The organism is Cellulosimicrobium sp. TH-20 (assembly GCF_002105775.1).
Classification (GTDB): domain Bacteria; phylum Actinomycetota; class Actinomycetes; order Actinomycetales; family Cellulomonadaceae; genus Cellulosimicrobium; species Cellulosimicrobium funkei.
Map to the genome: position 1 here is coordinate 904319 of NZ_CP020857.1, position 22193 is coordinate 926511.

The following is a 22193-nucleotide window of genomic DNA, read 5'->3' on the forward strand; positions in this document are numbered from 1 at the left end:
GGCTCGTCCGTGTGAGCCGCTGTGGAAACTACCTTAGCGTGCGCTCGGTTAGTATTTTCAACCGGGGCGTCCAGGCCGTACCGTTGGCGCCGACAGACCTGCCGAAGGAGACGGTGATGAACGAGAGCGACCCCGCAGGTGGCGGCGCCACGACGGGGACGGCCGGGGGCCCGAGGACGACGACCGCGACGGGCGCTCGCGGCACGACGGCGGCCGGCCTCCCCGACCGTCGCATCGTCCGCGGCGAGCAGCGCCGCCGCGAGATCCTCCGCACGGCGGTCGAGGTGTTCGGCGAGCAGGGCTTCCGCGGGAGCTCGCTGCGCGAGATCGCGGCCCGCGTGGGCATCTCCGAGGCCGGGCTGCTGCACCACTTCGGCAGCAAGGCCGGCCTCCTCACGGCGACCCTGGAGGAGCGCGACCGGCGCGACCGGGTGCGCCGCGGCGAGGACGAGGCCGCGGGCGCCGACCTGCTGACGACCATCCGCGACCAGGTGCGCCGCAACGCCGAGACGCCCGGCCTCGTGTCCCTCCACGTGGTGGTCGCCGCCGAGGCGACCGACGCGACCCACCCCGCGCACGACGTCGTCCGCGACCGCTACCGCGCGCTGCGCCACCAGGACGACACCCGCTTCCAGGACGCCGTCGCCCGGGGCGAGCTGCGCCCCGAGGTCGACCCGGCCGCGATCGGCCAGCTCTTCTCCGCCGTCATGGACGGCCTGCAGCTCCAGTGGCTGCTCGACCCCGACAACGTCGACATGGTCGCCCTCTTCGACCAGTTCCTCGCGCTGCTGCGCCCCGACGGCACGTCGCCCGCAGCACCCGAGCCCCGCACCACCGAGCAGGAGACCGCGTGACCCTCACCGCGACCGAGACCCCCGCCCGCGCCACGCTCACCTCGGGCGGCCTGACCGTCGAGCTCACCGGCGGCGGCGACGTGCGCGCCGTCAGCACGGACGGCCTGCTCGTGAACCAGTACCTGCCGGGCGAGCACGACCGCATGCCCGGCGGGATCCTGCTGCGCGCCGCGCGCCCGGACGGCACGGTCGAGGTCGCGCGCCTCACCGGCTCCGCACCCGCCGTGACGGCGGTCGAGGTCGGCGCCGACCGCGTCGTGTGGTCGGGCGCCGCGCTCGGGCTCGCCACGCGCGTCGCGCTCACGCTCGACGGGCGCACGCTCGTCTGGCGCGTCGACCTCACGGCCGGCCCCGCGACGGACGCCGGGACGCGCTACGACGTCGTGCACGCGCAGGACCTGGCGCTCGCGCCGCCCGCCGCGGCGCTGTCGAGCGAGCCGTACGTGTGCCAGTACCTGCTGCACCGCGCGCTCGAGCACCCCGACGCCGGGACCGTGCTCGTCAGCCGGCAGACCATGTCCGCGCAGCCGCGCCTCCCGCTCGCGGTCGCGTTCCTCGTCGAGGGCGCCGTCGCGCACCTCACCGACTCGCTCCAGGTCTTCACCGCGCGCTCGCGGCGCGACGGGCTGCCGCACGGCCTGCTCGGCCCCGTGCAGCCGGGCGTGCTCCAGTACGAGTACGCGATGCCGACGCTCGTCTCGCGCCCGCTCGACCTCTCGACCGGGACCGCGGTCGTGCACGCCGTGACCGTGGTCGACGCCGACGCGCCCGGGCCGCTCGCGGCCCACCTCGTCGAGGTGTCCGGCTGGGCCGCCGCCGCGGTCGCCGCCGCGGCCGCCGAGCGCCCGACCGCGCGCTTCACGCCCTCCGCCTCCGCGCTGCGCGACGCACCGCTCCTCGCGGGCGACGAGCTCGACGAGGCCGGGCTGCTCGCCGCCGTCGGCCTCTCCGCCGACGACGTGCTCCTGCCCGAGCGCGACGCCGACGGCACGCTCCTGTCGTTCTTCACCGCGACGGGGACGCACGTCGTCGACGCGCGCAAGGACACCGTGACCGAGCGCTCGCACGGGCACGTGCTCAAGGCGGGCGACGACGTGCTGCCCACGGACGACGTCCTCTCCACGACGGCGTTCGCGCCCGGCGTCTTCGCGTCGCACGTCGTGCTCGGCAACACCACGGCGAACCGCCTCGCGACCGTGCACCGCCACCACCTCAACCTCGTGCGCAGCAGCGGCCTGCGCGTGCTCGTCGACGACGGCCGCGGGCCCCGGCTCCTCGGCCTGCCGTCCGCGCTCGTGCTCGACGTCGGCGGCGTCCGCTGGCTCTACGAGACGCCGCTCGGGCGGGTCGACGTGCGGACCGTCGCGCACGACCGCGAGAACCGCATCGACGTCGCCGTGCGCTGCGAGCGCCCGCTGCACGTCACCGCGACCCTCGAGCTCGAGGACGAGGCCGGCGGTTGGCTCGCCGAGCACGTCCCCGCGGCCCCGGGCGACGCCGTCGTGGTGCGGCCCGTGCCGGGCGGCGACGTCGACGCGCACTACCCGGACCTGCGGTACGCCCTGGCGTCGTCCGCGCGGCTGGTCGTCGAGGAGGAGGCTGTGGCGGAGACCGGCGCCGAGGCCGCCGCGTCCGGCACGACCCGCCGCCTCACGAGCACGACCGGCAGCGGGTCGCTCACGCTCGCCCTCACCGGCTCGCTGCGCGGGACCGACGCCGCGCTCGGGCTCCTCGCGGGCGCTCTCGATCCGCTGGCGGACGTCGACGCGACCCTCGCGCGCCACGTCGAGACCGTCCGCGGCGTCGTGCGCGGGCTGCGGTTCGCGCCGCACGCGACGGTCGAGACGCAGGAGCTCGACCTCCTCGTGCCCTGGTACGCGCACGACGCGCTGATCCACTTCCTCGTGCCGCACGGCCTGGAGCAGTACTCGGGCGCGGCCTGGGGCACGCGCGACGTGTGCCAGGGCCCGTTCGAGCTCGCGCTCGCGGGCGGGCGCCACGACGTCGCGCGCGAGATCGTGCTGCGCGTCCTGGCCCACCAGCACACGTGGGGCGAGTTCCCGCAGTGGTTCATGTTCGACGCCTACGCGGAGCGGTACAACGACTCCTCGCACGGCGACGTCGTGGTGTGGCCGCTGTTCGCGCTCGCCCAGTACCTCGAGGCGAGCGGCGACCTCGCCGTGCTCGACGAGCACGTCCCGTTCTGGGACCACGAGCAGCGCCGCCCGGCCGCCTCGGGGCCCGACGCCGCGGCGACGGTCCGCGACCACGTGGCCCGCCTGCTCGACCACCTCGACCGCGACCGCCTGCCCGGCACGGCGCTGCCCGCCTACGGTGAGGGCGACTGGGACGACACGCTGCAGCCCGCCGACCCGCGGATGCGCACCGACCTGGCGTCGACGTGGACCTCCGCGCTGCTCGTGCAGGCCGCGGAGCTGCTCGCCCGCACGACCGCCGGCCGCGACGACCTCGCCGCGCTCTCCGGGCGCGCGAGCACGCTCGCGGCGGAGGTCCGCGCGGACCTGCGCGAGCGCGCCCTCGTGGACGGCGTCCTCGCCGGGTACGTGCGCCACGGCGCCGACGGCGACGAGCTCGTCATCCACCCGTCGGACACCGTCTCCGGGATGCGGTACCGCCTCATCCCCATGACGCAGTCGATCATCGCGGGCATCCTCACGCCCGAGGAGGCCGCGGACCACGAGCGCCTCGTGCTGGAGCACCTGCACTTCCCCGACGGCGTGCGCCTCATGGACCACCCGGCCGCGTTCGACGAGGGCGTGCCGCACACGTTCCTGCGCGCCGAGCAGGCCGCGAACGTCGGCCGCGAGATCGGGCTCATGTACGTGCACGCGCACATCCGCTACGTCGAGGCGCTCGCGGCCCTGGGCCGCGGCCGCGCGCTCGACGAGCTGCTGCGCATCAGCCCGGTCGACCTCGGCCGGCGCCTCGCGCACGCCGCCCCGCGCCAGCGCAACGCCTACTTCTCGTCGAGCGACGCGGACTTCCCCGACCGCGAGAGCTTCGCGCGCGACTTCGACGGGCTCCGCGACGGCAGCGTCGGGGTGCGCGGCGGGTGGCGCGTGTACTCCAGCGGCCCCGGCATCTACCTGCGCCAGCTCGTCCAGGGCGTCCTCGGGCTGACCGAGCGCGGCGGGGAGATCGTCGTCGACCCGGTGCTGCCCGCGGCGGCGGACGGCCTCGCCGTCGACCTGGACCTCGGCGGCCGCACGCGTCGCGTGGCCTACCGCGTCACGGCGACCGGGGACGGCGTGCAGGTGCGCGCCGGGAGCGGCCCGGACGCGCTCGCGCCCGTCCCGACGACCGCGCGCACCGGCGACTACCGGCAGCGTGGCGTCGTCGTCGCGACGCGCGACCTCGGGGACGCCGCGTACGTCGAGGTCACGGTGCCCGCCGGGTCGTAGGCCCGGCCGCCGGTCAGGTGCAGTCGACGCCCGCGTAGGGCGTCTCGACGACCACGGGGCCGTCGACGCCGGGGACCGTGAGCGTCGCGGTCCCCGCGTCGACCGACGCCGCACGGGCGCTGAAGGCGCGGTACGCGTTGCGCCCCGGCGCCACGGCGTCGAACGTGCGCTCGCCGGCCGGCGTGCCGAGCGTGACGTCGAGCGGGTCGCTCCCGACGTTCTCGGCGCGGACGGCGACGTGCGCCGTCCCGCCGAGGCACCGCGCGTCGGCCTCGACGTGGACGGGCGGCAGCTCGCGGACCCGCACCTCGCGGAACGACACGACGTCCGGCGCGGAGCCGTGCGCCTGGAGGCCGACGTACCCGACGAGCCCGCGCGAGCTCGAGTCCGGGTCGAGCGGACGGTCGGGGAACGGCACGCCCGGCAGGTTCTCGTACTCGTTGATGACCACGCCGTCGCGGATCACCGTGTAGTGCTGCCCGACGACGCGCACCTCCAGCTCGTTCCACGTGCCCTTCGCGGTGGGCCGGGCCTCGTCGAGGCCGAGGTCGGCGAACCCGTAGACCGAGCCCGTCTTGCGGGGGTCGTTCGAGCCGCCCTCGGGGGAGTCGTTGACCTGGATCTCGTGGCCGCAGTTGACCGCGATCCACGACAGGTTGCCCGTCTCGTTGCCGTTGAACGTCGTCGGGCAGCCCTCGACCGGACCGGACAGGTCGGGGAACCGCACCTGGATCCCGCTGTTCGCGCGCGCGTCGCCGGGTGCGTCGTCGCGGTACTCCACCACCATCGAGAAGTCGCCGTACTGGCGCACCGGGTACCAGAGGGTCCCGAACCCGCCGCCCGCGCCGGCGCGGCTGCGCACCGTGCCGTCGTCGAGACGGTCGAACCCGCCGTCGCCCGCGTACTCCCACGCGTCGAACGACTCCGGGGTGCCGTCGAGGATCACCTCGTAGCCGTCGTCGGCGGGTACTGCGGTCGGCACGACCGCCGCGGCGGGCGCCGCGAGCGCGATCCCCGCGGCCAGGGCCGTCGCCCCGGCGAGCCGGGCGCGGCGCACCCTGCCCTGGGTCGCGCGGGCGGGGGTACGGGTGGTGCTCGTCATCGGAACTCCCTCGTTCGACGCGGTCCCGTCCACCCTCGCACGGTCCGCGCGGGCTCTCAACGGCACCCGGGCCGGTGCGAGAATCGACGCGTGGCCGGAGCCGAGGAGCGAGTGCTGGAGTCCGCGCGGGTCGCGTCCCGGCTGCGGGACGAGATCCTCGACGGCGTGCGCGAGCCCGGCTCACGCCTCGTCGAGCGCGACCTCGCCGCCGGGTTCGGCGTGAGCCGCATCCCCGTGCGCGACGCTCTCAAGGTCCTGGAGGGGGAGGGGCTCGTCGCGCTGCGCCCGCACACGTGGGCCGTCGTGCGGGCGTTCACCGACGCCGACCTCGCCGACCTGGACGAGGTCCGCACCGTGCTCGAGCCGCTCGCGTTCCGCCTCGCCGCCGAGCGCCACGAGCCGCCGGGGCTGGAGCGCCTGCGCGCGGCGCTCGACCGCGAGCAGGAGGGTGCGCGCGCGGCCGACCCGGTGGAATCGCGCCGCTCGGCCGCCGACTTCCACGAGATCGTCACGGCGCTCGCGGGCAACCGGCTGCTCGACGACATGATGCAGGGCATCCGCAGCCGGATGCGCTGGGCCCTGTCGCAGCACGACGACCTCGCCGACGTCACCGACGAGCACGTGGCGCTGTTCGACGCGGTCCGTGCCCGGGACGGCGACCGGGCCGCGGAGCTCGCCGCGGCCCACGTCGAGAGCAGCCGACGGCGCCGGGCCGCGCTCGCGTCGCGTCGCGCCGCGTCGCGGGCCTGAGCGCCAGTCCGGCGCGTCAGACGGGCTCGTCAGACCGGCCCGGGCGTCCCGTCGCCGACCGACCGGGCCGGGATCTGGACGGCCTTGTCCCACGCGCCGACCAGGCGGCCGTCGGAGGTCTCCAGGCGGAACGGTGCGAGCGGGAGGTTGCCGGCCCGGCGCCGGGCCCGCAGCACGTCGAGCGCGTCCTCGTCCGTCTCGGCGCCGAACGGCTCGCCGCGCCGCGCACCCGTGGCGGTGACGACGCGATAGCTCGTCATCCGGTCGTCGTCGTGGTGGACCTCGTCGGCGAGCGAGGCGACCTCCTGGGCGATCTCGAGGCTCGGCAGCGCGCCCCACGTGCGGCCGGGGCCGTCGAGGGTCCAGGTGCCGGTGTCGTCGCGCCGGACGACGTACTCGCGCGAGGCGCTGCGGGCACGCCAGGTCCGGTGGTCGACGGCGGTCCAGGTGAGCAGGTTCATGTGCGGTGAGGTGGGTCGGACGACGGTCGGTCACTCGTCGGTCGAGCAGTTCCCCCCTGCCGTGTCCGGCGACCCACCGGCAGCGTACTGGTACCGATCGCGCGCGCGTGTCCACCCTGAGGAGGAGATCGGGCGGCGGATACGGTGCCCGGGGTAGGCCGCGCGGGGGACCCCGTCACCCGACGCGCGGCCCGCCCGCGACGCTGCCATCATCGACCGGGTCAGCACGGCGACGCCGAGCCGCTCGGCGCGGGCCGGCACGCGAGCGCGAGGGGCGTGGGGCATGACCGCTGAGGGCACGGCGCAGGGCACGACGTCCGGCACCACGAAGGTCACCGTGCTCACGCTCACGGCGATGGTCGTGGGCTCCATGGTCGGGGCGGGCGTCTTCTCGCTCCCGCGCCGCTTCGCGCAGGAGACGGGCGTCGCGGGCGCGCTCGTGGCGTGGGTCGTCGCGGGCGCGGGCATGTTCACGCTCGCCCTCGTCTTCCAGCGGCTCGCGGTCCGCAAGCCCGGGCTCGACGCCGGGGTCTACGCGTACGCGAAGGCGGGCTTCGGGGAGTTCACGGGCTTCTACGCCGCCGCCGGGTACTGGGCGAGCGCGTGCGTGGGCAACGTGACGTACTGGGTGCTCATCATGTCGACGCTCGGGGCGTGGGTCCCGGCCCTGGGCGCGGGGGACACGGTGCTCGCGCTCGTGCTCTCGTCGGTCGGGCTGTGGCTCTTCTTCGCGCTCGTGCGGCAGGGGATCCGGGAGGCGACGGCGATCAACCGGATCGTCACGATCGCCAAGCTCGTGCCCATCCTCGTCTTCGTCCTGCTCGCCGTGCTCGCGTTCGACCCCGCGGTCTTCGCGGAGAACCTCCACGGCGCCTCGTACACCGGGTCGCTGTTCGACCAGGTGCGCGACACCATGCTCGTCACCGTGTTCGTCTTCCTCGGGGTCGAGGGCGCGAGCGTCTACTCGCGGCACGCGCGCCGCCGCGAGGACGTGGGGCGGGCGACGATCCTCGGGTTCACGAGCGTGCTCGCGATCTTCGCGTCGGTGACGATCGTGTCCTACGGGATCCTGCCGATGGCCGAGATCGCGGAGCTGCGCCAGCCGTCGATGGCGGGCGTGCTGGAGGCCGCGGTCGGGCCGTGGGGGAGCGTCTTCGTGGGCGTCGGGCTGATCGTCTCGGTCCTGGGCGCCTACCTCGCGTGGACCCTCATGGCGGCGGAGGTCCTCTTCGTCGCGGCCAAGGACCGGGACATGCCGCGGTTCCTCACCCGCACGCGCCGGGAGGACGTCCCGGTGAACGCGCTGCTGCTCAGCACGGCGCTCTCGCAGGTGGTCCTCGTCGTCACGTACTTCTCCGACGACGCGTTCGACTTCGCGCTCGACCTCACCGCGTCGATGACCCTCATCCCGTTCCTCCTGGCCGCGCTCTACGCGCTGCGGCTGCGGCTCACGCGCGAGACGTACGACGGCGCCCCCGCCCGCACCCTGACGGGCGACCTCGTCGTGGCGGTCCTCGCGTCGGCGTACACCGCGTTCCTGCTCTTCGCGGCCGGGCTCGACCTCGCGCTGCTCGCGTTCGTCTTCTACGCGCCCGTCACCGTCCTCTTCGTCATGACGCGCCGCGAGCAGGGGCGGCGGGCGTTCGGGCCCGCGGAGCTCGCGCTGCTCGGCGTCGTCGTGGCGCTCGCGGTGCTCGCCGTCGTCGGGCTCGCGGCGGGGTGGGTGTCGCTGTGAGACCACCGGACCGTACCGACCGCACCACCGAGAGGGAGCACCCATGAGCGTCGCGTCCGCCGTCCCGTCCACCGTCCCGCCCGCGCAGCACGGCGTCCACTCGGAGGTGGGGCGCCTGCGCAAGGTCCTCGTCTGCGCACCGGGGCTCGCGCACGAGCGGCTGACCCCGACGAACTCCGACGACCTCCTCTTCGACGACGTCATGTGGGTGGAGGCCGCCCAGCGCGACCACCTCGACTTCGTCAACAAGCTGACGAACCGGGGCGTCGAGGTCGTCGAGCTGCACGACCTCCTCGCGCAGACGCTCGCGATCCCCGAGGCGCGGGCGTGGGTGCTCGACCGCAAGGTCGTGCCGAACCAGGTGGGCCTGGGGCTCGTCGAGGGCACGCGGGCCTACCTCGACTCGCTGAGCGAGCGCGAGCTCGCGCGGTTCCTCGTGGGCGGCCTCGCCACGACCGACCTGCCCGACGACTACCGCACCGGCTACGTGAACCTCGCGCGCGAGTCGACGGGCGGGTTCGAGTACCTGCTCCCGCCGCTGCCCAACACCCTGTACACGCGCGACACCACGTGCTGGGTCTACGGGGGTCTGACGCTCAACCCGCTGTACTGGCCGGCGCGCCAGGAGGAGACGCTCCTCATGAAGGCGGTCTACGCGTTCCACCCCGAGTACCGGGAGTCGACGGTGTGGTGGGGCGACCCGGAGCAGGACTGGGGCCAGGCCACGCTGGAGGGCGGCGACGTCATGCCGGTGGGCAACGGCGCGGTGCTCGTCGGGATGAGCGAGCGCACGTCGCGCCAGGCGATCTCGCAGCTCGCGAAGGCGCTGTTCGACGCGGGCGCGGCGGAGCAGGTCGTCGTCGCGGGCATGCCGCGGCTGCGCGCGGCGATGCACCTCGACACCGTGTTCACGTTCGCGGACCGCGACCTCGTCACGGTGCACCCGGCGATCGTCGACGGCATCCACACCTTCACGCTGCGGCCGTCGGACCGTGCGCCGGGCGTCGAGATCACCGACGAGGGCGACACGCCCTTCGTCGACGTGGTGGCGCGCGCCCTGGACCTGCCCGCGCTGCGCGTCGTGGAGACGGCGGGCGACGCGTACGCGTCCGAGCGGCAGCAGTGGGACTCGGGGAACAACGCCGTCGCCATCGAGCCGGGCGTCGTCGTCACCTACGACCGCAACACCCTGACCAACGCGGCGCTGCGGCGCGCGGGCGTCGAGGTCGTGACGATCGTCGGGGCGGAGCTCGGGCGCGGCCGGGGCGGCGGGCACTGCATGACGTGCCCCGTCGCGCGCGACCCGCTCGACTGAGACGCCGCTCGGCGGACCACCGGCGCGGCACGGCTCCCGGGATACCCTGCACGAGCCGCCCACGACGAGAGGACCCGCCCGATGTCCGACCCCACCGAGCCGTACGAGCCGGTCGACGACCAGACCGTCATGCGGCCGCCACGGCGGTACGGGGACGACGGCGCCGCGACCCCGGGCGGGACGCCGCCCCCGCCGCCCCCGCCCGGACCGGGGCAGCCCCACGCCCAGGTCCCGTACGGCACGGACCCGTACGGGCAGCGCGGGGCGCCGCCCGCGCCGCAGGGGTACCGCGGCCCGGACCCGCACGCGACGCTCCCGCCCGCGGACACGGGCGCGACCTGGCCCCCCGCGGAGACCGGCGCGACGTGGCCGCCCGCCGCGACGTCGTCGGGCCACACCGCACCCCCGCCGTCCGGGCACACCGCGCCGCCGCCCGGGGCGTACGCGGGCGCGCCCGGCGCGCCCTACGGCGCCCCGCCCCATGGCACCCACCCCACGGCTCCGTACGGCAGCCCGTCCGCGCCGTACGGGGCGCCGTCGGGCCCGGGCTACGGCGCGCCCGACGACGCGACGGTCGTCCCGACGGCGACCGCGCCGCCGTCGGACCCGTACGGCTTCTCCCCGTACGCGACGCCGCCGGGCCGCGGCCGTCGCCCGTGGCTCGTGCCGGTCCTCGCCGGGTTGGGCGCGTTCGGGCTCGTCGCGGGCGCCCTCGGCGTGTGGCTCGGGCTGCGCGACGACGCCGCGCCCGACCCCGGGCCGACCACGGCCGAGCAGGCGCCCGCGACGTCGGACGCGCCGACGGAGCCGGAGCCGGAGGAGACCGAGGACCCCGCGGACACCGACGTCACGGACGACGAGCCGTGGCTCGCGCAGGAGTACCGCGCGGGCGCGGAGATGGACCCGGAGAAGGGCCCCGAGCTCGCGCCGATGTCGTGGGCGTACTTCTCCGACAACGACTACCTCGTCAACGACGACCGCATCGCCCTCGTGGCGCGGCGGGACTTCGCGTGCGACGACGTCCCCGCGATCCCCGCGATCCAGGCCCTCGCGGGCTCGTGCCAGGCAGGGTTCGAGGCGCGCGTCGTGTCCGACGACGGCCCGACCGTCGCGCTCGACGTCGTCGTGCTGGAAGTCGGCTCGAAGGAGGAGGCCGAGCGCGCCGCCGCGGCGTTCAACGACGCGCCGGAGGGCGACCCCCTGGCCGACACCACCGGCCCGGCCCACCCGACCCTGGCCGCGGCCGTCCCGCAGCCCGGGTTCCAGGGCTCGTACGCGATCCTCGACGACGGGGACGCGCCGTCGGTCATGCTGAGCACGGGCACCGTCGTGATCATGTACCGGCTCGGGATCGACGACGGCCTGGAGCGCGACCAGGTGCTCCCGGTCGCGCAGGCGGTCGGGTTCGTCGTCACCGACCACGAGCTGGCCAAGTCGTTCGAGGAGAAGAAGTTCGCGAAGCCCAAGGCCGGCTGAGCGGACGGTCCCGGCGCTGGCTACGCTGGGAGCGGTGATGGATCCCGCCGGGGCGCAGCCGCCCGAACCGCCGCCAGGGCTGATGGTTCCTGACTCGTCGCACGTCGGCGGGCAGGACGTTGCCCGCGGGAGGAGGCCGCATGAGAGCACGGCCGCACGCGGGGGCGGTGCCCCAGCCCGCGCTCGACCGGATGGTCCCGTTCGCGGGGCACGCCGTGGTGGTGGGCGTCGTCCCGGGCGGTGACCCGCTCGTCGTCCGCACGGCGGCGGCCTGGGCGGACGCCGCCGGGTCCCGGCTCGTCGCGGCGTACGCCGACGCGTCGCGCGCCGTGGTCGAGGAGCACGCGGACGGCTCCGTGACGCACGCGTCCCTCGACCCGGACTCCGCCGACGACGCGTGGCAGCACACCGCCGAGCGCTTGCGCGCCGAGGTCGGCGCGGAGCTCGCGGGCGCACGCGTGCCGTGGGAGCTGCGCTACCTCGCGGGGCGGCCCGACCGCGCGCTGACCCACCTCGCGCGCGCCGTCGACGCGGCGGTGATCGTCGTCGGGTCGCGCGCGCCGGGCTCGCTCGCGCACGTGCGCGAGCTCGTCGAGGGGTCGGTCGCGGTGCACCTGGCCCACCATCAGCACCGTCCCGTGCTCACGGTCCCGCTCGCCGTCGTGGACTGGAAGGAGATCCGCACCCCGTGGGAGAGGTGACGCGCCGGACCCCGCTGCTCGCGCTCGCGGGCCTCGTCGCGGCCGGGGGAGCGGTCGGCACGACGGCGCGCGCGCTGCTCGAGCAGGCGTTCGCGCCCGTGCCGGGCGCGTGGCCGTGGACGACGTTCTGGATCAACCTCGTCGGCTCGTTCGTGCTCGGTGCGCTGCTCGAGACGCTGCTGCGCGCGGGCCCCGACTCGGGCCGGCGCCGGGCCGTCCGGCTCGGGTGCGGCACCGGCGTGCTCGGGGGCTTCACGACGTACTCGACGTTCGTCGTCGAGGTCGAGCGCCTCGCGAGCGGCGGGCACGCCGCCCTCGGCGCGGCCTACGCGCTGGGGAGCGTCGCGCTCGGGGTCGCGGCGGCGGTGGGCGGCGTCGCGCTCGCGGCCGCGGCCCGACGGCGGCGCGTCGCCCGGGGCGGTGGCGCGCGGTGACGGGGGTCCCCGACCTGCTGCTCGTCGCCGTCGCGGGCGGGCTCGGTGCGGCCTCGAGGTTCCTCCTCGACACGGTCGTCGCGCGGCACAACCGCTGGTCGACGCCGCTCGGCACCCTCGTGGTCAACGTGACGGCGTGCTTCCTGCTGGGGCTGCTCACGGGGTGGGGGGCGACGCACCCGGGCCGGGGGGACGTCGTGGCGGTGCTCGGCGTCGGGTTCCTCGGCGGGTACTCCACGTTCTCGACGGCGTCGGTCGAGGGGGCGCGGCTCCTGCTCGCGGGCCGCGGCGCGGTCGCGCTCGTGCACGCGCTGGGGATGCTGCTCGTGTGCCTCGCGGCCGCCGTGGCGGGGATCGCGCTCGGGGGAGGGTGAGTCGTCGCGGGCCCGGTGCAACCCGGGGGTTGCGCCTCGACCCGGCGCTGTGCAACTGTGGAGTTGCACAGCGAGACCTTCCCCACGGAGAGGACGCACCATGACCACCACCAACGAGCCGGCCGTCGTCGACCCGGCGTCGTACACCGTCTCCCGGACCGTGACGATCGACGCCCCGGCTGCCCGCGTCTGGGCGGCGCTCACCCAGGAGGACCTCATCAGCCGCTGGTTCGGTCAGCGCACGTCCCTGCCCGACCTGCGCGTCGGTGGCGAGGGGGTGTTCAGCTGGCCCGACGTCCCCGACGTCCAGGTGCGGATCGAGGAGTACGACCCCACGACGACCTTCGCCTTCCGGTGGGGGACCCCGGTGGGGCAGCCCGTGGACGAGACGACGTCGACCGTCGCGCGCTTCACGCTCGAGCCCCAGGGCCCGACGACCGTCCTGCGCGTCGTCGAGACCGGGTTCGAGCGCACCGCCGACCCCGAGGAGCTGCTCGAGAGCCACCGGCAGGGGTGGACGAGCGAGCTCGACGAGCTCGTCGAGCTCCTCGAGGGCGCTCTCGCGGCCGAGGGCGGGCACGCGTGAGCGCAGCGGCGACGGAGCTCGCCCCCGTGTTCTCCGCGCTCGCGGACGACACCCGGTGGCGGATCCTCCAGGAGCTCGGCAGCGCGGACCTCTCGGCGTCCGCGCTCGCCGAGCGGCTCCCCGTGAGCCGGCAGGCCATCGCGAAGCACCTCGCCGTGCTCGCGGAGGTCGGGCTCGTCGAGTCGGTGCGCGTCGGGCGCGAGGTCCGGCACCGGGCCGTCGGGACGCGGCTCGGCGAGACCGCGCGCGCCCTCGAGGCCATCGGCGCGGCGTGGGACCGCCGGCTCGCGGCGATCAAGCGGATCGCGGAGGCGTAGCGGTCGTCGGTCAGGAGCCGGGAGCGGGGACGGGGTGCGCCGCGAGCGCCGACGCGACGGCGTGCAGGTTGTGCGCCATGAGGCGCCCGGTCTCGCGCGCCCACTCGTGGCCGTGGCCGGTCTGGACGTAGTCCGGCCCGGGCCCCGGGCCCTGGTTCCAGTAGGTCCACGCCTGCCCCGGGATCGTGTAGCCGATGTCCGCGAGGGCGCCGCTCACCTCCGAGATGACGTGGTGCGCGCCGTCCTCGTTGCCCGTGACCACGACCCCCGCGACCCGGTTGTACGCGACCGGGATCCCGTCGGGCCCCTCCTCGGAGATCATCGCGTCCATGCGCTCGAGCATGCGCTGGGCGAGCGACGACGGGCGCCCGAGCCACGTGGGCGTGAGGACCACGAGGATCTCCGACGCGACCAGCCGCTCGTGCACGCGGGGCCACTCGTCGCCCTCCCCGACGTCGGTGACGACGCCGGGCGGCACGGCGAGGTCGACGAGGCGGACGTGCTCGACCTCGACCCCGCGGTCCTGGAGCGCCTCGGCGACCACGCGCCCGAGCGCCTCGGTGTTGGACGGCTCCGGAGAGCTCTTGAGCGTGCAGCTGACGAACAGCGCCTTCATGGGGTCCTCCCGTGGCGCCGGGCGGTCGTGCCGCCCGGGACGGCCGGCGGCGGCTGGCTCCACCGTCCCGTCCAGCGTCACGGGGCCGCGCGCCGCTCGCAACGCGCGGCGTCGTCAGGGGAGGGCGGCGTCCTGGCGCCGGTAGCCGCGCGCGAGCCGGACCTCGCCCTGCCCGACGGCGGCGACGTCGTCCCACGGCACGAGGAACGTGCCGCGGTGCCGACGCCGCACGAGCTGCGGCACCGGCCACGGCGCCGTGACGCCCGTGCGCTCGTACCCGAGGAACGACGTCCCGGTCCGTGGGCTCACGAGGATCCCGACGACCCGCGCGCGCCCGACGCGGCTGCGCCGTCGCACCTGATCGCTCAGCGCGCGGTCCTCGGGGTGCGCGTCGTCGGGGTCGGCCCCGCCCGCGGGCGGGCCGTCGTCGGGCAGCGTGTCGAGCGCGAGGCGCACGTCGACGAGGAACCCGAGGTCCTCCCCGCCGGGCCCGAGGACGCGCGCGTCGAGCAGGTCGCCGAGGATCACGACTCCTCCTCGGGGTCGTGCCGGCCGCCCGGGATGCGGCCGACCACGTGCTCGCGCAGCCAGTCCTCGGTCCAGTGCAGGTCGAGCGAGTCCGCGCGGACGGTGAGCTCGAGCGCCGTGCCCACGTGCCCGACGTCGGACCACGGCACGCGCTCCCAGCGCGACGTGGGCGGGCGGCCGCCGAGGAGGCGCGTCACGAGCACCGGCCCGGTGAGGACCGCGCCGACCTCCGCCGGCTCGCCGGGCACCGCGTCCCGCGGGCCGTCGTCCGGCGAGCGGTCCGGCGCGGCGTCGTCCGCGGCGGCGGAGGCGACGAGCTCGAGGTCGTCGACGGTGGTGACCGGCTCGCCGTCGACGTCGAGCACCTGACGGCTCAGCAGGTGCAGGCGCGCGTCCACGACGCGCACCCCCGTCGGCGCGGTGGTGTCCCGGCTCATGACCCTGCTCCCGTCGCGATCATCAGGGGGATCGCCGCCACCGCCGCGACGACGACGATCACCAGGTACACCATGCCGAGGGCGTTGGTCACGCGCCCGTTGACGTGCTCGCCCATGTACTCCGGGTCGTTGGCTACGAGGAGGATCGGCACGTACGTGAGGGGCAGCGCGACCGCGGAGAACACGACGGACATCTCGGTGACCGCCACCGGGTCGACGCTCGTCATGAGGATCGCCACCGCGAGCAGCAGCGCGACGACCATCGTCAGGTGGAAGCGCACGGCGCGCGCCGGGCGGCGGAACTTCCCCCACGACCAGCCGAGGTACTGCGCGAGCGTGTACCCGCTCGACAGGGCCGTCTCGAGCGCGGCGCCGAACGTCGCCGCGACGATCCCGACGATCACCACGGCGAGCAGCAGCGTCCCCCCGGCCTCGGCGACGGGCAGCACGATCTGCGACAGCGACGACACCTCGATGCCTGCGGGCAGCAGCACGACGGCCGCGCACGCGGCGATCGCCACCGACAGGAGCCCGCCGAGGGGGAACCCGACGAGCACGTTGACGCGGTTCTGCGCGAGGTCCTTCGCGGTCCAGCCCTCCTCGACGGCCCCGGACGAGAAGAAGAACACCTCGTACGGCGTCATCGCGGCGCCGAAGAGCGCGACGGCGTAGTACCAGTACGTCGCGACGTGCTCCGTCTCCGGGGGCGACGGCGGCACCGCCTGGCGCAGCAGCTCGCCCCAGTCCGGCCCCAGCAGGAACAGCGCGACCCCGAACCCCACGAGCAGCAGCCCGAGCAGGCCCGCGACGTTCTCCATCACCTGGAACTTCACGCGCCACAGCACGAGCCAGACGGCGAGCGCCGCGACCGGCATCCACAGGCGCGGCTCGACGCTGCTCGCGAGGTGCAGCGCGAGCGCGATGCCGCCGATCTCCGCGGTGAGCGTGAGCAGGTTGATCGCGAACGACGCCGCGAGGTTCGCGCCCGCCGCCCGCGGGCCCAGGCGCTCGCGGATGATCTCGAACGTCGCGCGCCCGCTCACCGCCGCGACACGGCCCGACATCGACGCGAACAGGCAGATCCCGACGACGCCCACGACCACGACCCACACGAGCGACAGGCCGAACCGCGACCCCACGACGGCGTTCGTGACGAGGTCGCCGATGTCGACGAACCCGCCGATCGCCGTGAGGATGCCGAGCGCGACACCGAGCAGCTGCTTCACGCGCCACCCGCCAGGGCGAGCACCGTGTCGAGGTCGTCGGCCGCGCGCGCGAGGTCGGCCTCGAGCTCGGACGCCGTGAGCGGCACCGCCCCGGCGGCCGACAGGTCGCCGCCCGCCTCGCGCGCGACCCAGGCGCGCGCGATGACGACCTCGGCCGTCGCGTCGGCGACGGCCGCGAGGCCTGCGTCGCGCTGCGCGGACGAGACGTCGTCCGGCGGCACGAGGGTGGTCAGGGCGGTCGTGGACTCCTCGAGGACCCGGACCTGGTCGAGCACGGCGGCGTCCGCGACGGGCGTCGTCACACGGTCGGCGTCGAGCAGGCGCACGGTGAGCCGCGTCGTCTCGACCGCCGACCCGGCCTGGGCGACCGCGTCGGCGACGGCGGCCGTCGCCTGGCCGGGCTCCTGCCGGCTCGCCGTGCAGCCCACCGTCGTGCCGAGCGCGAGCCCGAGCAGCAGCCCGAGCGCGGCCCCGGACCGGGTGATGCGCGCACGACGTCCCACGTCAGCGATGGTGCCGCTGCTCCGGGAGGCCCGCACCCGGACGGGCCGGCGGTCAGGCGGCCTGGACGCCCGCGAGCACGCGGTCGAGCGCCGGTCGCGGGTCGGCCCCGGCCGGCAGGTCCTGCGCGACGGCGACGACCGACTCGGCGATGTCGCGCACCTTGACGTTGGCGAGGCTCGACGAGCGACGGAGCGACGCGAACGCGGCGTCGGGGGTGACGCGGTAGGCGAGCGCGATGATGCCCTTGGCCTGCTCGATCGCGGCGCGGGACTGTGCCCACAGGCCGATCTGCTCGTTCGCCTGGGCCCGTGCGCCGACGCCGACGACGCTCGTCACGTCGAGCACGACGCCCCGGGCGACGGGTACGCCGGTCGGGTCGGTCCAGGCGACGTCCACGAGCACGATGACCGCGCACTCCCGGCCCCTCGCGTCCCGCATGACCTGCACCTGCACCGGCGCCTCGCCGGACACGGCGCGCGCGATGGCGGTGAGCGTCTGCGCACGGTCCTTGCCCGTGGCCCGGTGGTGCCACAGGAGCAGCTCCGTCGTGGGGACGACCTCACCGGGGGAGTAGCCGAAGAGCTCGAGGAGCGGGTCCGACCACCACCACCGGTCCTCCTCCGGGTAGTACCGAAACTCCCCGGCGGCGACGGCGCCGGGAGAGGGCACCCACGTCGAGAGGGCGGCGTCGGCCGAACCGTTCACTTCTGCTCCTTGCGGCCTCGAGGGCGGCGTCCGGGCCGCTGCATGACCCCGTCGCCCCGGCGCACATGCTCCCGCACCGCGCCCCCGAGCGACGAATCCCGTGCTCAGGGGCGCGGCGGAGCGGTTCGACGCCGCGCTACGGGCGGTCCGGGGCCGTTCCCGCGGGCGCCCGCGCGGAGTCGGCCGACGCGTCGGCCTCCGGGCCGGAAGCCCTCTCGGCCGCCCGCCCCGGGCGCGACGGCACGAGCTTGAGGCCCACCACCGCCGCGATGATCCCGGCGATGGAGACCACCTTGCCCACGCTCACGGACTCGTCGCCCGTGAGGATGGCGTAGGTGACGGTGAGCGCCGCGCCGACCCCGACCCACACCGCGTACGCGGTGCCGATCGGGATGTGCTTGGTCGCCCAGCCGAGGCCGAGCATGCTCAGCGCGAGCGCGACGAAGAAGACGACGGACGGCCCGAGGACGGACAACCCGTCGGACGTGCCGAGCGCCGTCGCCCAGACGGCCTCGAAGACGGCGCTGACGAGCAGGATGATCCACGGCACGGTCAGCTCACCGCCTTGAGCCCGATGACGGAGCCGACGAGCAGCACGAGCAGGCCGACGCGCGCCATGGTGGCGCGCTCCTTGCCCGTGACGAAGCCCCAGACGACGGTCAGCGTCGCGCCGATCCCGACCCACACCGCGTACGCGGTGCCGGTGGGGAGCGTGGTCATCGCCCAGGCGAGACCGACCATGCTCAGCGACATGGCGACGAAGAAGACGACGGTCGGGCGCCACCGGCGGAAGTTCTCCGACGCTCCGAGCGCGGTGGCCCACACCGCCTCGAGCAGGCCCGAGAGGACCAGGACGAGCCAAGCCATGACAAGTAACCCTCCTGAGTCAGTCTTGTCCGTGCGGGTACTGCTCCCTCGTCCGCAGAGCTACCTCGACGCAACTCTGGTACTAACGTACCACATTCGACCTCTCCAGCCGCCAGCCGCGGCTCACGGTCGTCAGCTCGCGGAACCCCCAGGCGCGCAGCTGCGCGATCTCCTCGTGGTCCGTCGCGTCCGTGCCGACCAGGACACGGTGCACCCCGGCGAGCTCGAGCCATGCCCGGGCCTCGGCCAGCACCCCGGCCAGCAGGGCGTCGTCGGCCCCCGGGCCGGGCGCGAGGTCCACCAGCTCGGCGGTGCCTCCCGTCGCGGCCTGTCGCTCGGCGCGGCCGAGGGTCGTGTCGAGCTCGACGTACGCGGCCGTCTCCGTGCCGCGGTGCGCGGTGAACCGCACGCCCCCGCCGGGGCCGAGCGTGCGCCGCAGGGCGACGTCGTCCGGCACGGGGACGGCGCGGGGGAGCGCCGAGGTCGGGGCGAGCAGCACCGTCTCGGCGTGCTCTCCGGGGCGGAAGCCCGCGCGCTCCAGGGCCTCGCGGACGTGCGGCCACTGCTCCGGCACCCCGTAGACGCCCGCGAACGGCAGCTGCCCGTCCGCGTACGCGACGCGCACCTGCCACGCCGCGAGCTGTGCGTGGCAAGCGGCCGTCAGCGCGTCCGCGGCCGCGCGGGCCTCGGCGGACTGCTCCGGGTCCTCGTCGTCGGGCGGCGTGAGGAGGAGCCACTGCACGAGGCCGGCGTCGCGGTAGTCGTCGCTCGCCTCCGGCCCGGCCGTGAACCGGTGCAGGTGCGCGGCGCCCACGACCCGGTGCCGGGACTCGACGACGAACGTCGCGCGCTCGACGACCCACGGGTCGACGACGTGCTCGTCGGGCTGGCGCTCCAGGCTCCCGAGCACGCTGTTGACCGAGAGCCGCGCGCCCGGCACGACGGCGGAGAGGTGGGAGTTGACGAGGTCCGTGAGCTGGTCGCGGTCGTCGCGACGGAAGGTCCGGACACGGGGACGTGCAGACATGCGGCTGTCTCCAGGCAAAAGGATGAGCTGGGAAGGCCGCCACGCGATGCGGTACGCGGGCACCCTAGCAGCCGCGGTCGGCCGCGGTCAGGGGCGCAGCAGCGCCTTGATCGCGCGCCGCTCGTCCATCGCGGCGTAGCCCTCGGCCGCGTCGTCGAGCGAGAGCTCGAGGTCGAACACGCGCGCGGGGTCGATGCGCCGCTCCAGCACGAGGTCGAGCAGCTCGGGCAGGTACCGGCGCACGGGCGCAGGGCCGCCGGACCAGTGCACGTGCCGGTAGAACATGTCGACCGCCGGGAGGTCGACGCCGTGCGGCAGCCCGACGACCCCGACGTGCCCGCCCGCACGGACGGCACCGAGCGCCTGGCTCATCGAGTCCGGGGTGCCCACCGCCTCGACGACGCTGTGCGCGCCGAGCCCGTCGGTCAGCTCGCGGACCCGCTCCACGCCCTCGTCGCCCCGCTCCGCGACGACCTCCGTCGCGCCGAACGCGCGCGCGAGCTCCTGGCGCGACGCGTGCCGGCTCATCGCGATCACCTGCTCGGCGCCGAGCTGCGCGGCGGCGAGGACCGCGAGCAGCCCGACGGCGCCGTCGCCCACCACGACGACCGTCTTGCCCGGGCCTGCCTCGGCCGCACGCGCGCCGAACCACCCGGTCCCCAGCACGTCCGACGCCGTGAGCAGCGCGGGCAGGAGGTCGTCGTCGGGCCGCTCGGGCGTCGCGACGAGCGTCCCGTCCGCGAGCGGGACGCGCAGCAGCTCGGCCTGGGCGCCGCGCACGGGCTCCCGGTGGACGCACGACGTCTGGTACCCGGCCCGGCAGATCGGGCACGTGTTGTCGGACGCGAAGAACGACCCGACGACGAGCTGTCCCGGGCGCACGGTCCGGACGTCCGCGCCGACCTCCTCGACCGTGCCCACGTACTCGTGCCCCATCGCGACGGGGTGCTCGACCCGGTTGACGCCGCGGTACGTCCACAGGTCCGACCCGCACACGCACGCGGCCTCGACGCGCACGATCGCGTCGGTGGGCGCGAGCAGGCGCGGGTCGTCGCGCTGCTCGACGCGGACGTCGTAGGGGGCGTGGATGACGGTCGCGCGCACGGGGGCTCCTCGGGGCGGGCGGGCGGGTGGGCGGTCGGGACGTCGTCGAGCCTACGGCGGCTGGCGGCGCGGGGCCCGTGCGGCCGTCGAGAGCCTGTGGTCAGCCGTCGTCGGTCCGGAGCGTCTGCACGGCGTGCTCCTCGTCGTAGGCGAAGCTGAGCCTCCTGGTGACGACCTCGTCGGCGACGTCGTCGAGCGTCGTGGACCGGGCGTAGGCGTGCGCCCGGAGCACCGCGAGCGCGTCGCCGGGCGGGATGCGGAGCTGGGCGGTGACCATGCCGGTCGCCTGGTGGACCTCCGCGCGGGGCGCCCAGTCCAAGGAGTCGAGGTCGCCCAGCAGGGAGAGCCCGACGGTGTCGGCGAGGAGCTGTACTTCCTCCGGTCCCCGCGCCAGCGTCCGGGAGGAGGTGACGATGCTCAGCACGCCGACGACCCGCCCGCCCGCGTGCATCGGCACGGCGTGGTACGCGCCCTGGCCCGTGATCGCCTCGACCGCGTGGGAGAAGACGGGGAAGTCGTGCTCGTCGCGGCCGTCGTCGGCCCCGCTGACGACGATGTGGTCCTCCGAGAGGGCGCGCTGGACCGGGCCCTCACCGATCACCTCGCCCAGCCCCTCGATGCGGGCCGCGAGGCCGTCCGCCGTGGACACGGTGAGCCGGTCTTCCGCCGTCGGCGCGACCGTCAGCGCCGCGCTCCGGGCTCCGAGGACGGTCGCGGACGCCTGGCACAGCCGCGTGGCGAGGGGCAGGCTGCGGTCGGCCCGGGAGAGGGCGCGCGAGAGCAGCTCCAGCAGATCCGGCGCGGCGCCCACGGTGTGCCTCCCTACCTCGTGCACGGTCAGTCTGACAGCGCACCCCACACTCGCTCGTCGGCGGTGGACCGACGCTCCGACGCGCTCCGGTCCGGGCTGTCCCCGGACCGGTTGCAGGAAACCGCCACCGGGCTAGAGTCCCGGAGTCGAGTCTGGACCTGGCTCACCACCCCGCTGAACGACGACGGAGACGACCCATGTCCGTGGAGAACCCCGCACCGCTGCACCCTGTCTCGCTCGGCGACGGCACGACGCCCGGGCAGTTCCGGGTCGACCTCGCGACCGACGTCTGGTGGTGGTCGCCGGAGACGTACCGCCTCCACGGCTTCGAGCCCGGGGAGGTCGTGCCCACGACGTCGCTCGTGCTCGCCCACAAGGACCCCGACGACCGCGACCGCGTCCGCGACCTGCTGGAGCGGGCCCGCGTCGACGGGGAGCCGTTCTCGAGCATGCACCGCATCATGGACGCGCGCGGCGCGGAGCGGGTCCTCGTGCTCGTCGGGCACGGCCGTCGCGACCGGGACACCGGCCGGGTCGTCGAGCTGATGGGCAGCTTCGTCGACGTGACGGTCGCCGTCCGGGACCGGGCGGAGCAGCAGGCCGAGCGCGACATCGCGGCCGCGGCCCGCAGCCGCGGACCGATCGAGCAGGCCAAGGGCGTCGTCGCCGCCGCGCTCGGGGTGGGGACGGAGCAGGCGTTCGGGCTCCTCAAGCGCGTCTCGAACGACCGCAACGTGCGTCTGCGGGAGCTCGCCCGGCGGGTCGTCGAGGAGGGCACCACGCCGAGCCCGGACCGGGCCCGGCGCGTCGTGTCCCTCCTGCGGTAGGCGCCGGGCCGGGC

General features: G+C 75.5%; 25 protein-coding genes and 1 riboswitch. Of the genes, 12 read left to right on the forward strand and 13 right to left on the reverse strand.

All coding sequences use genetic code 11. The annotated features are described in order from the left end of the window. The first annotated feature begins 116 nt into the window (after window positions 1-116). Together B8281_RS04090 and B8281_RS04095 are read left to right on the forward strand one after the other, a co-directional pair. Window positions 117-854, forward strand: coding sequence for a TetR/AcrR family transcriptional regulator (locus B8281_RS04090; protein ID WP_081895914.1), 738 nt, complete (start codon window positions 117-119; stop codon window positions 852-854). After that, on the forward strand, window positions 851-4276 hold the full coding sequence (locus tag B8281_RS04095; protein WP_085386979.1) for a GH36-type glycosyl hydrolase domain-containing protein: 3426 nt from the start codon (window positions 851-853) through the stop codon (window positions 4274-4276). The genes B8281_RS04090 and B8281_RS04095 overlap by 4 nt, the downstream gene beginning before the upstream one ends. 13 nt (window positions 4277-4289) lie before the next feature. Here the strand turns inward: B8281_RS04095 and B8281_RS04100 are convergent, their stop codons facing one another. Then, window positions 4290-5378: a DUF1080 domain-containing protein gene (locus tag B8281_RS04100; protein WP_085386980.1), complete on the reverse strand. Its 1089-nt coding sequence runs from the start codon at window positions 5376-5378 to the stop codon at window positions 4290-4292. A gap of 90 nt (window positions 5379-5468) precedes the next feature. Here B8281_RS04100 and B8281_RS04105 point away from each other — a divergent pair, with 90 nt between their 5' ends. After that, complete coding sequence (locus B8281_RS04105; RefSeq protein WP_085386981.1) at window positions 5469-6128, forward strand: GntR family transcriptional regulator; 660 nt, start codon at window positions 5469-5471, stop codon at window positions 6126-6128. Window positions 6129-6157: 29 nt separating this feature from the next. Here the strand turns inward: B8281_RS04105 and B8281_RS04110 are convergent, their stop codons facing one another. Then, window positions 6158-6589 (reverse strand): hypothetical protein, encoded by a 432-nt coding sequence (locus tag B8281_RS04110; protein ID WP_043654679.1) that lies wholly within the window; start codon window positions 6587-6589, stop codon window positions 6158-6160. 283 nt (window positions 6590-6872) lie between these two features. On the opposite strand from B8281_RS04110, the gene B8281_RS04115 reads away from it, so the two are divergent. The 8 genes from B8281_RS04115 to B8281_RS04150 all read left to right on the forward strand — a co-directional run bounded on the left by B8281_RS04115 (window position 6873) and on the right by B8281_RS04150 (window position 13527). Continuing rightward, window positions 6873-8324, forward strand: a complete 1452-nt coding sequence (locus B8281_RS04115; protein ID WP_085386982.1) for a basic amino acid/polyamine antiporter — start codon at window positions 6873-6875, stop codon at window positions 8322-8324. 43 nt (window positions 8325-8367) lie between these two features. Further along, complete coding sequence (locus tag B8281_RS04120; protein ID WP_085386983.1) at window positions 8368-9639, forward strand: arginine deiminase; 1272 nt, start codon at window positions 8368-8370, stop codon at window positions 9637-9639. A gap of 81 nt (window positions 9640-9720) precedes the next feature. Then, window positions 9721-11115: a hypothetical protein gene (locus tag B8281_RS04125; protein WP_085386984.1), complete on the forward strand. Its 1395-nt coding sequence runs from the start codon at window positions 9721-9723 to the stop codon at window positions 11113-11115. 24 nt (window positions 11116-11139) lie between these two features. Then, a riboswitch (Fluoride riboswitch) is annotated at window positions 11140-11214 on the forward strand. A 41-nt stretch (window positions 11215-11255) separates the two neighbouring features. After that, entirely contained in the window at window positions 11256-11816 is a 561-nt protein-coding gene (locus B8281_RS04130) for a universal stress protein (protein ID WP_085386985.1), read from the forward strand. Further along, window positions 11804-12250, forward strand: a complete 447-nt coding sequence (locus B8281_RS04135) for a CrcB family protein (protein ID WP_085386986.1) — start codon at window positions 11804-11806, stop codon at window positions 12248-12250. The genes B8281_RS04130 and B8281_RS04135 overlap by 13 nt, the downstream gene beginning before the upstream one ends. Then, the gene (locus B8281_RS04140) at window positions 12247-12624 is read left to right on the forward strand and encodes a CrcB family protein (RefSeq protein ID WP_085386987.1); all 378 of its coding nucleotides are present in this window, start codon (window positions 12247-12249) and stop codon (window positions 12622-12624) included. The genes B8281_RS04135 and B8281_RS04140 overlap by 4 nt, the downstream gene beginning before the upstream one ends. A 100-nt stretch (window positions 12625-12724) precedes the next feature. After that, window positions 12725-13210: an SRPBCC domain-containing protein gene (locus B8281_RS04145; RefSeq protein WP_085386988.1), complete on the forward strand. Its 486-nt coding sequence runs from the start codon at window positions 12725-12727 to the stop codon at window positions 13208-13210. Further along, window positions 13207-13527, forward strand: a complete 321-nt coding sequence (locus B8281_RS04150) for a helix-turn-helix transcriptional regulator (protein ID WP_034652607.1) — start codon at window positions 13207-13209, stop codon at window positions 13525-13527. The genes B8281_RS04145 and B8281_RS04150 overlap by 4 nt, the downstream gene beginning before the upstream one ends. 10 nt (window positions 13528-13537) lie before the next feature. On the opposite strand, the gene B8281_RS04155 is transcribed toward B8281_RS04150, so the two are convergent. From B8281_RS04155 to B8281_RS04205, 11 genes are all read right to left on the reverse strand, one after another. Then, window positions 13538-14143 (reverse strand): flavodoxin family protein, encoded by a 606-nt coding sequence (locus tag B8281_RS04155; protein ID WP_034652636.1) that lies wholly within the window; start codon window positions 14141-14143, stop codon window positions 13538-13540. A 114-nt stretch (window positions 14144-14257) separates the two neighbouring features. Beyond that, window positions 14258-14671 (reverse strand): hypothetical protein, encoded by a 414-nt coding sequence (locus B8281_RS04160; RefSeq protein ID WP_085386989.1) that lies wholly within the window; start codon window positions 14669-14671, stop codon window positions 14258-14260. Continuing rightward, window positions 14668-15108: a hypothetical protein gene (locus B8281_RS04165; RefSeq protein ID WP_085386990.1), complete on the reverse strand. Its 441-nt coding sequence runs from the start codon at window positions 15106-15108 to the stop codon at window positions 14668-14670. The genes B8281_RS04160 and B8281_RS04165 overlap by 4 nt, the downstream gene beginning before the upstream one ends. After that, window positions 15105-16334 carry an NRAMP family divalent metal transporter gene (locus tag B8281_RS04170; protein ID WP_085386991.1) on the reverse strand — a complete coding sequence of 410 codons (1230 nt, stop codon included), beginning with the start codon at window positions 16332-16334 and terminating at the stop codon, window positions 15105-15107. Before B8281_RS04170 ends, B8281_RS04165 begins: the two co-directional genes overlap by 4 nt. Further along, complete coding sequence (locus tag B8281_RS04175) at window positions 16331-16837, reverse strand: hypothetical protein (protein ID WP_043657299.1); 507 nt, start codon at window positions 16835-16837, stop codon at window positions 16331-16333. The genes B8281_RS04170 and B8281_RS04175 overlap by 4 nt, the downstream gene beginning before the upstream one ends. 52 nt (window positions 16838-16889) lie before the next feature. Beyond that, window positions 16890-17543: an ANTAR domain-containing protein gene (locus B8281_RS04180; RefSeq protein ID WP_051028361.1), complete on the reverse strand. Its 654-nt coding sequence runs from the start codon at window positions 17541-17543 to the stop codon at window positions 16890-16892. A 136-nt stretch (window positions 17544-17679) separates the two neighbouring features. Further along, complete coding sequence (locus B8281_RS04185) at window positions 17680-18093, reverse strand: multidrug efflux SMR transporter (RefSeq protein WP_043657296.1); 414 nt, start codon at window positions 18091-18093, stop codon at window positions 17680-17682. Window positions 18094-18095: 2 nt separating this feature from the next. Next, window positions 18096-18410 (reverse strand): multidrug efflux SMR transporter, encoded by a 315-nt coding sequence (locus tag B8281_RS04190; protein WP_034652619.1) that lies wholly within the window; start codon window positions 18408-18410, stop codon window positions 18096-18098. An 82-nt stretch (window positions 18411-18492) separates the two neighbouring features. Further along, the gene (locus B8281_RS04195) at window positions 18493-19437 is read right to left on the reverse strand and encodes a hypothetical protein (RefSeq protein WP_085386992.1); all 945 of its coding nucleotides are present in this window, start codon (window positions 19435-19437) and stop codon (window positions 18493-18495) included. Window positions 19438-19524: 87 nt separating this feature from the next. Beyond that, window positions 19525-20541, reverse strand: a complete 1017-nt coding sequence (locus B8281_RS04200) for a zinc-binding dehydrogenase (protein ID WP_085386993.1) — start codon at window positions 20539-20541, stop codon at window positions 19525-19527. Window positions 20542-20641: 100 nt separating this feature from the next. Beyond that, window positions 20642-21352, reverse strand: a complete 711-nt coding sequence (locus B8281_RS04205) for an ANTAR domain-containing protein (protein WP_085386994.1) — start codon at window positions 21350-21352, stop codon at window positions 20642-20644. Between the two features lie 197 nt (window positions 21353-21549). Between B8281_RS04205 and B8281_RS04210 the strand changes: the two genes are divergently transcribed. Further along, on the forward strand, window positions 21550-22179 hold the full coding sequence (locus tag B8281_RS04210) for an ANTAR domain-containing protein (RefSeq protein ID WP_085386995.1): 630 nt from the start codon (window positions 21550-21552) through the stop codon (window positions 22177-22179). Window positions 22180-22193 lie beyond the last annotated feature (14 nt).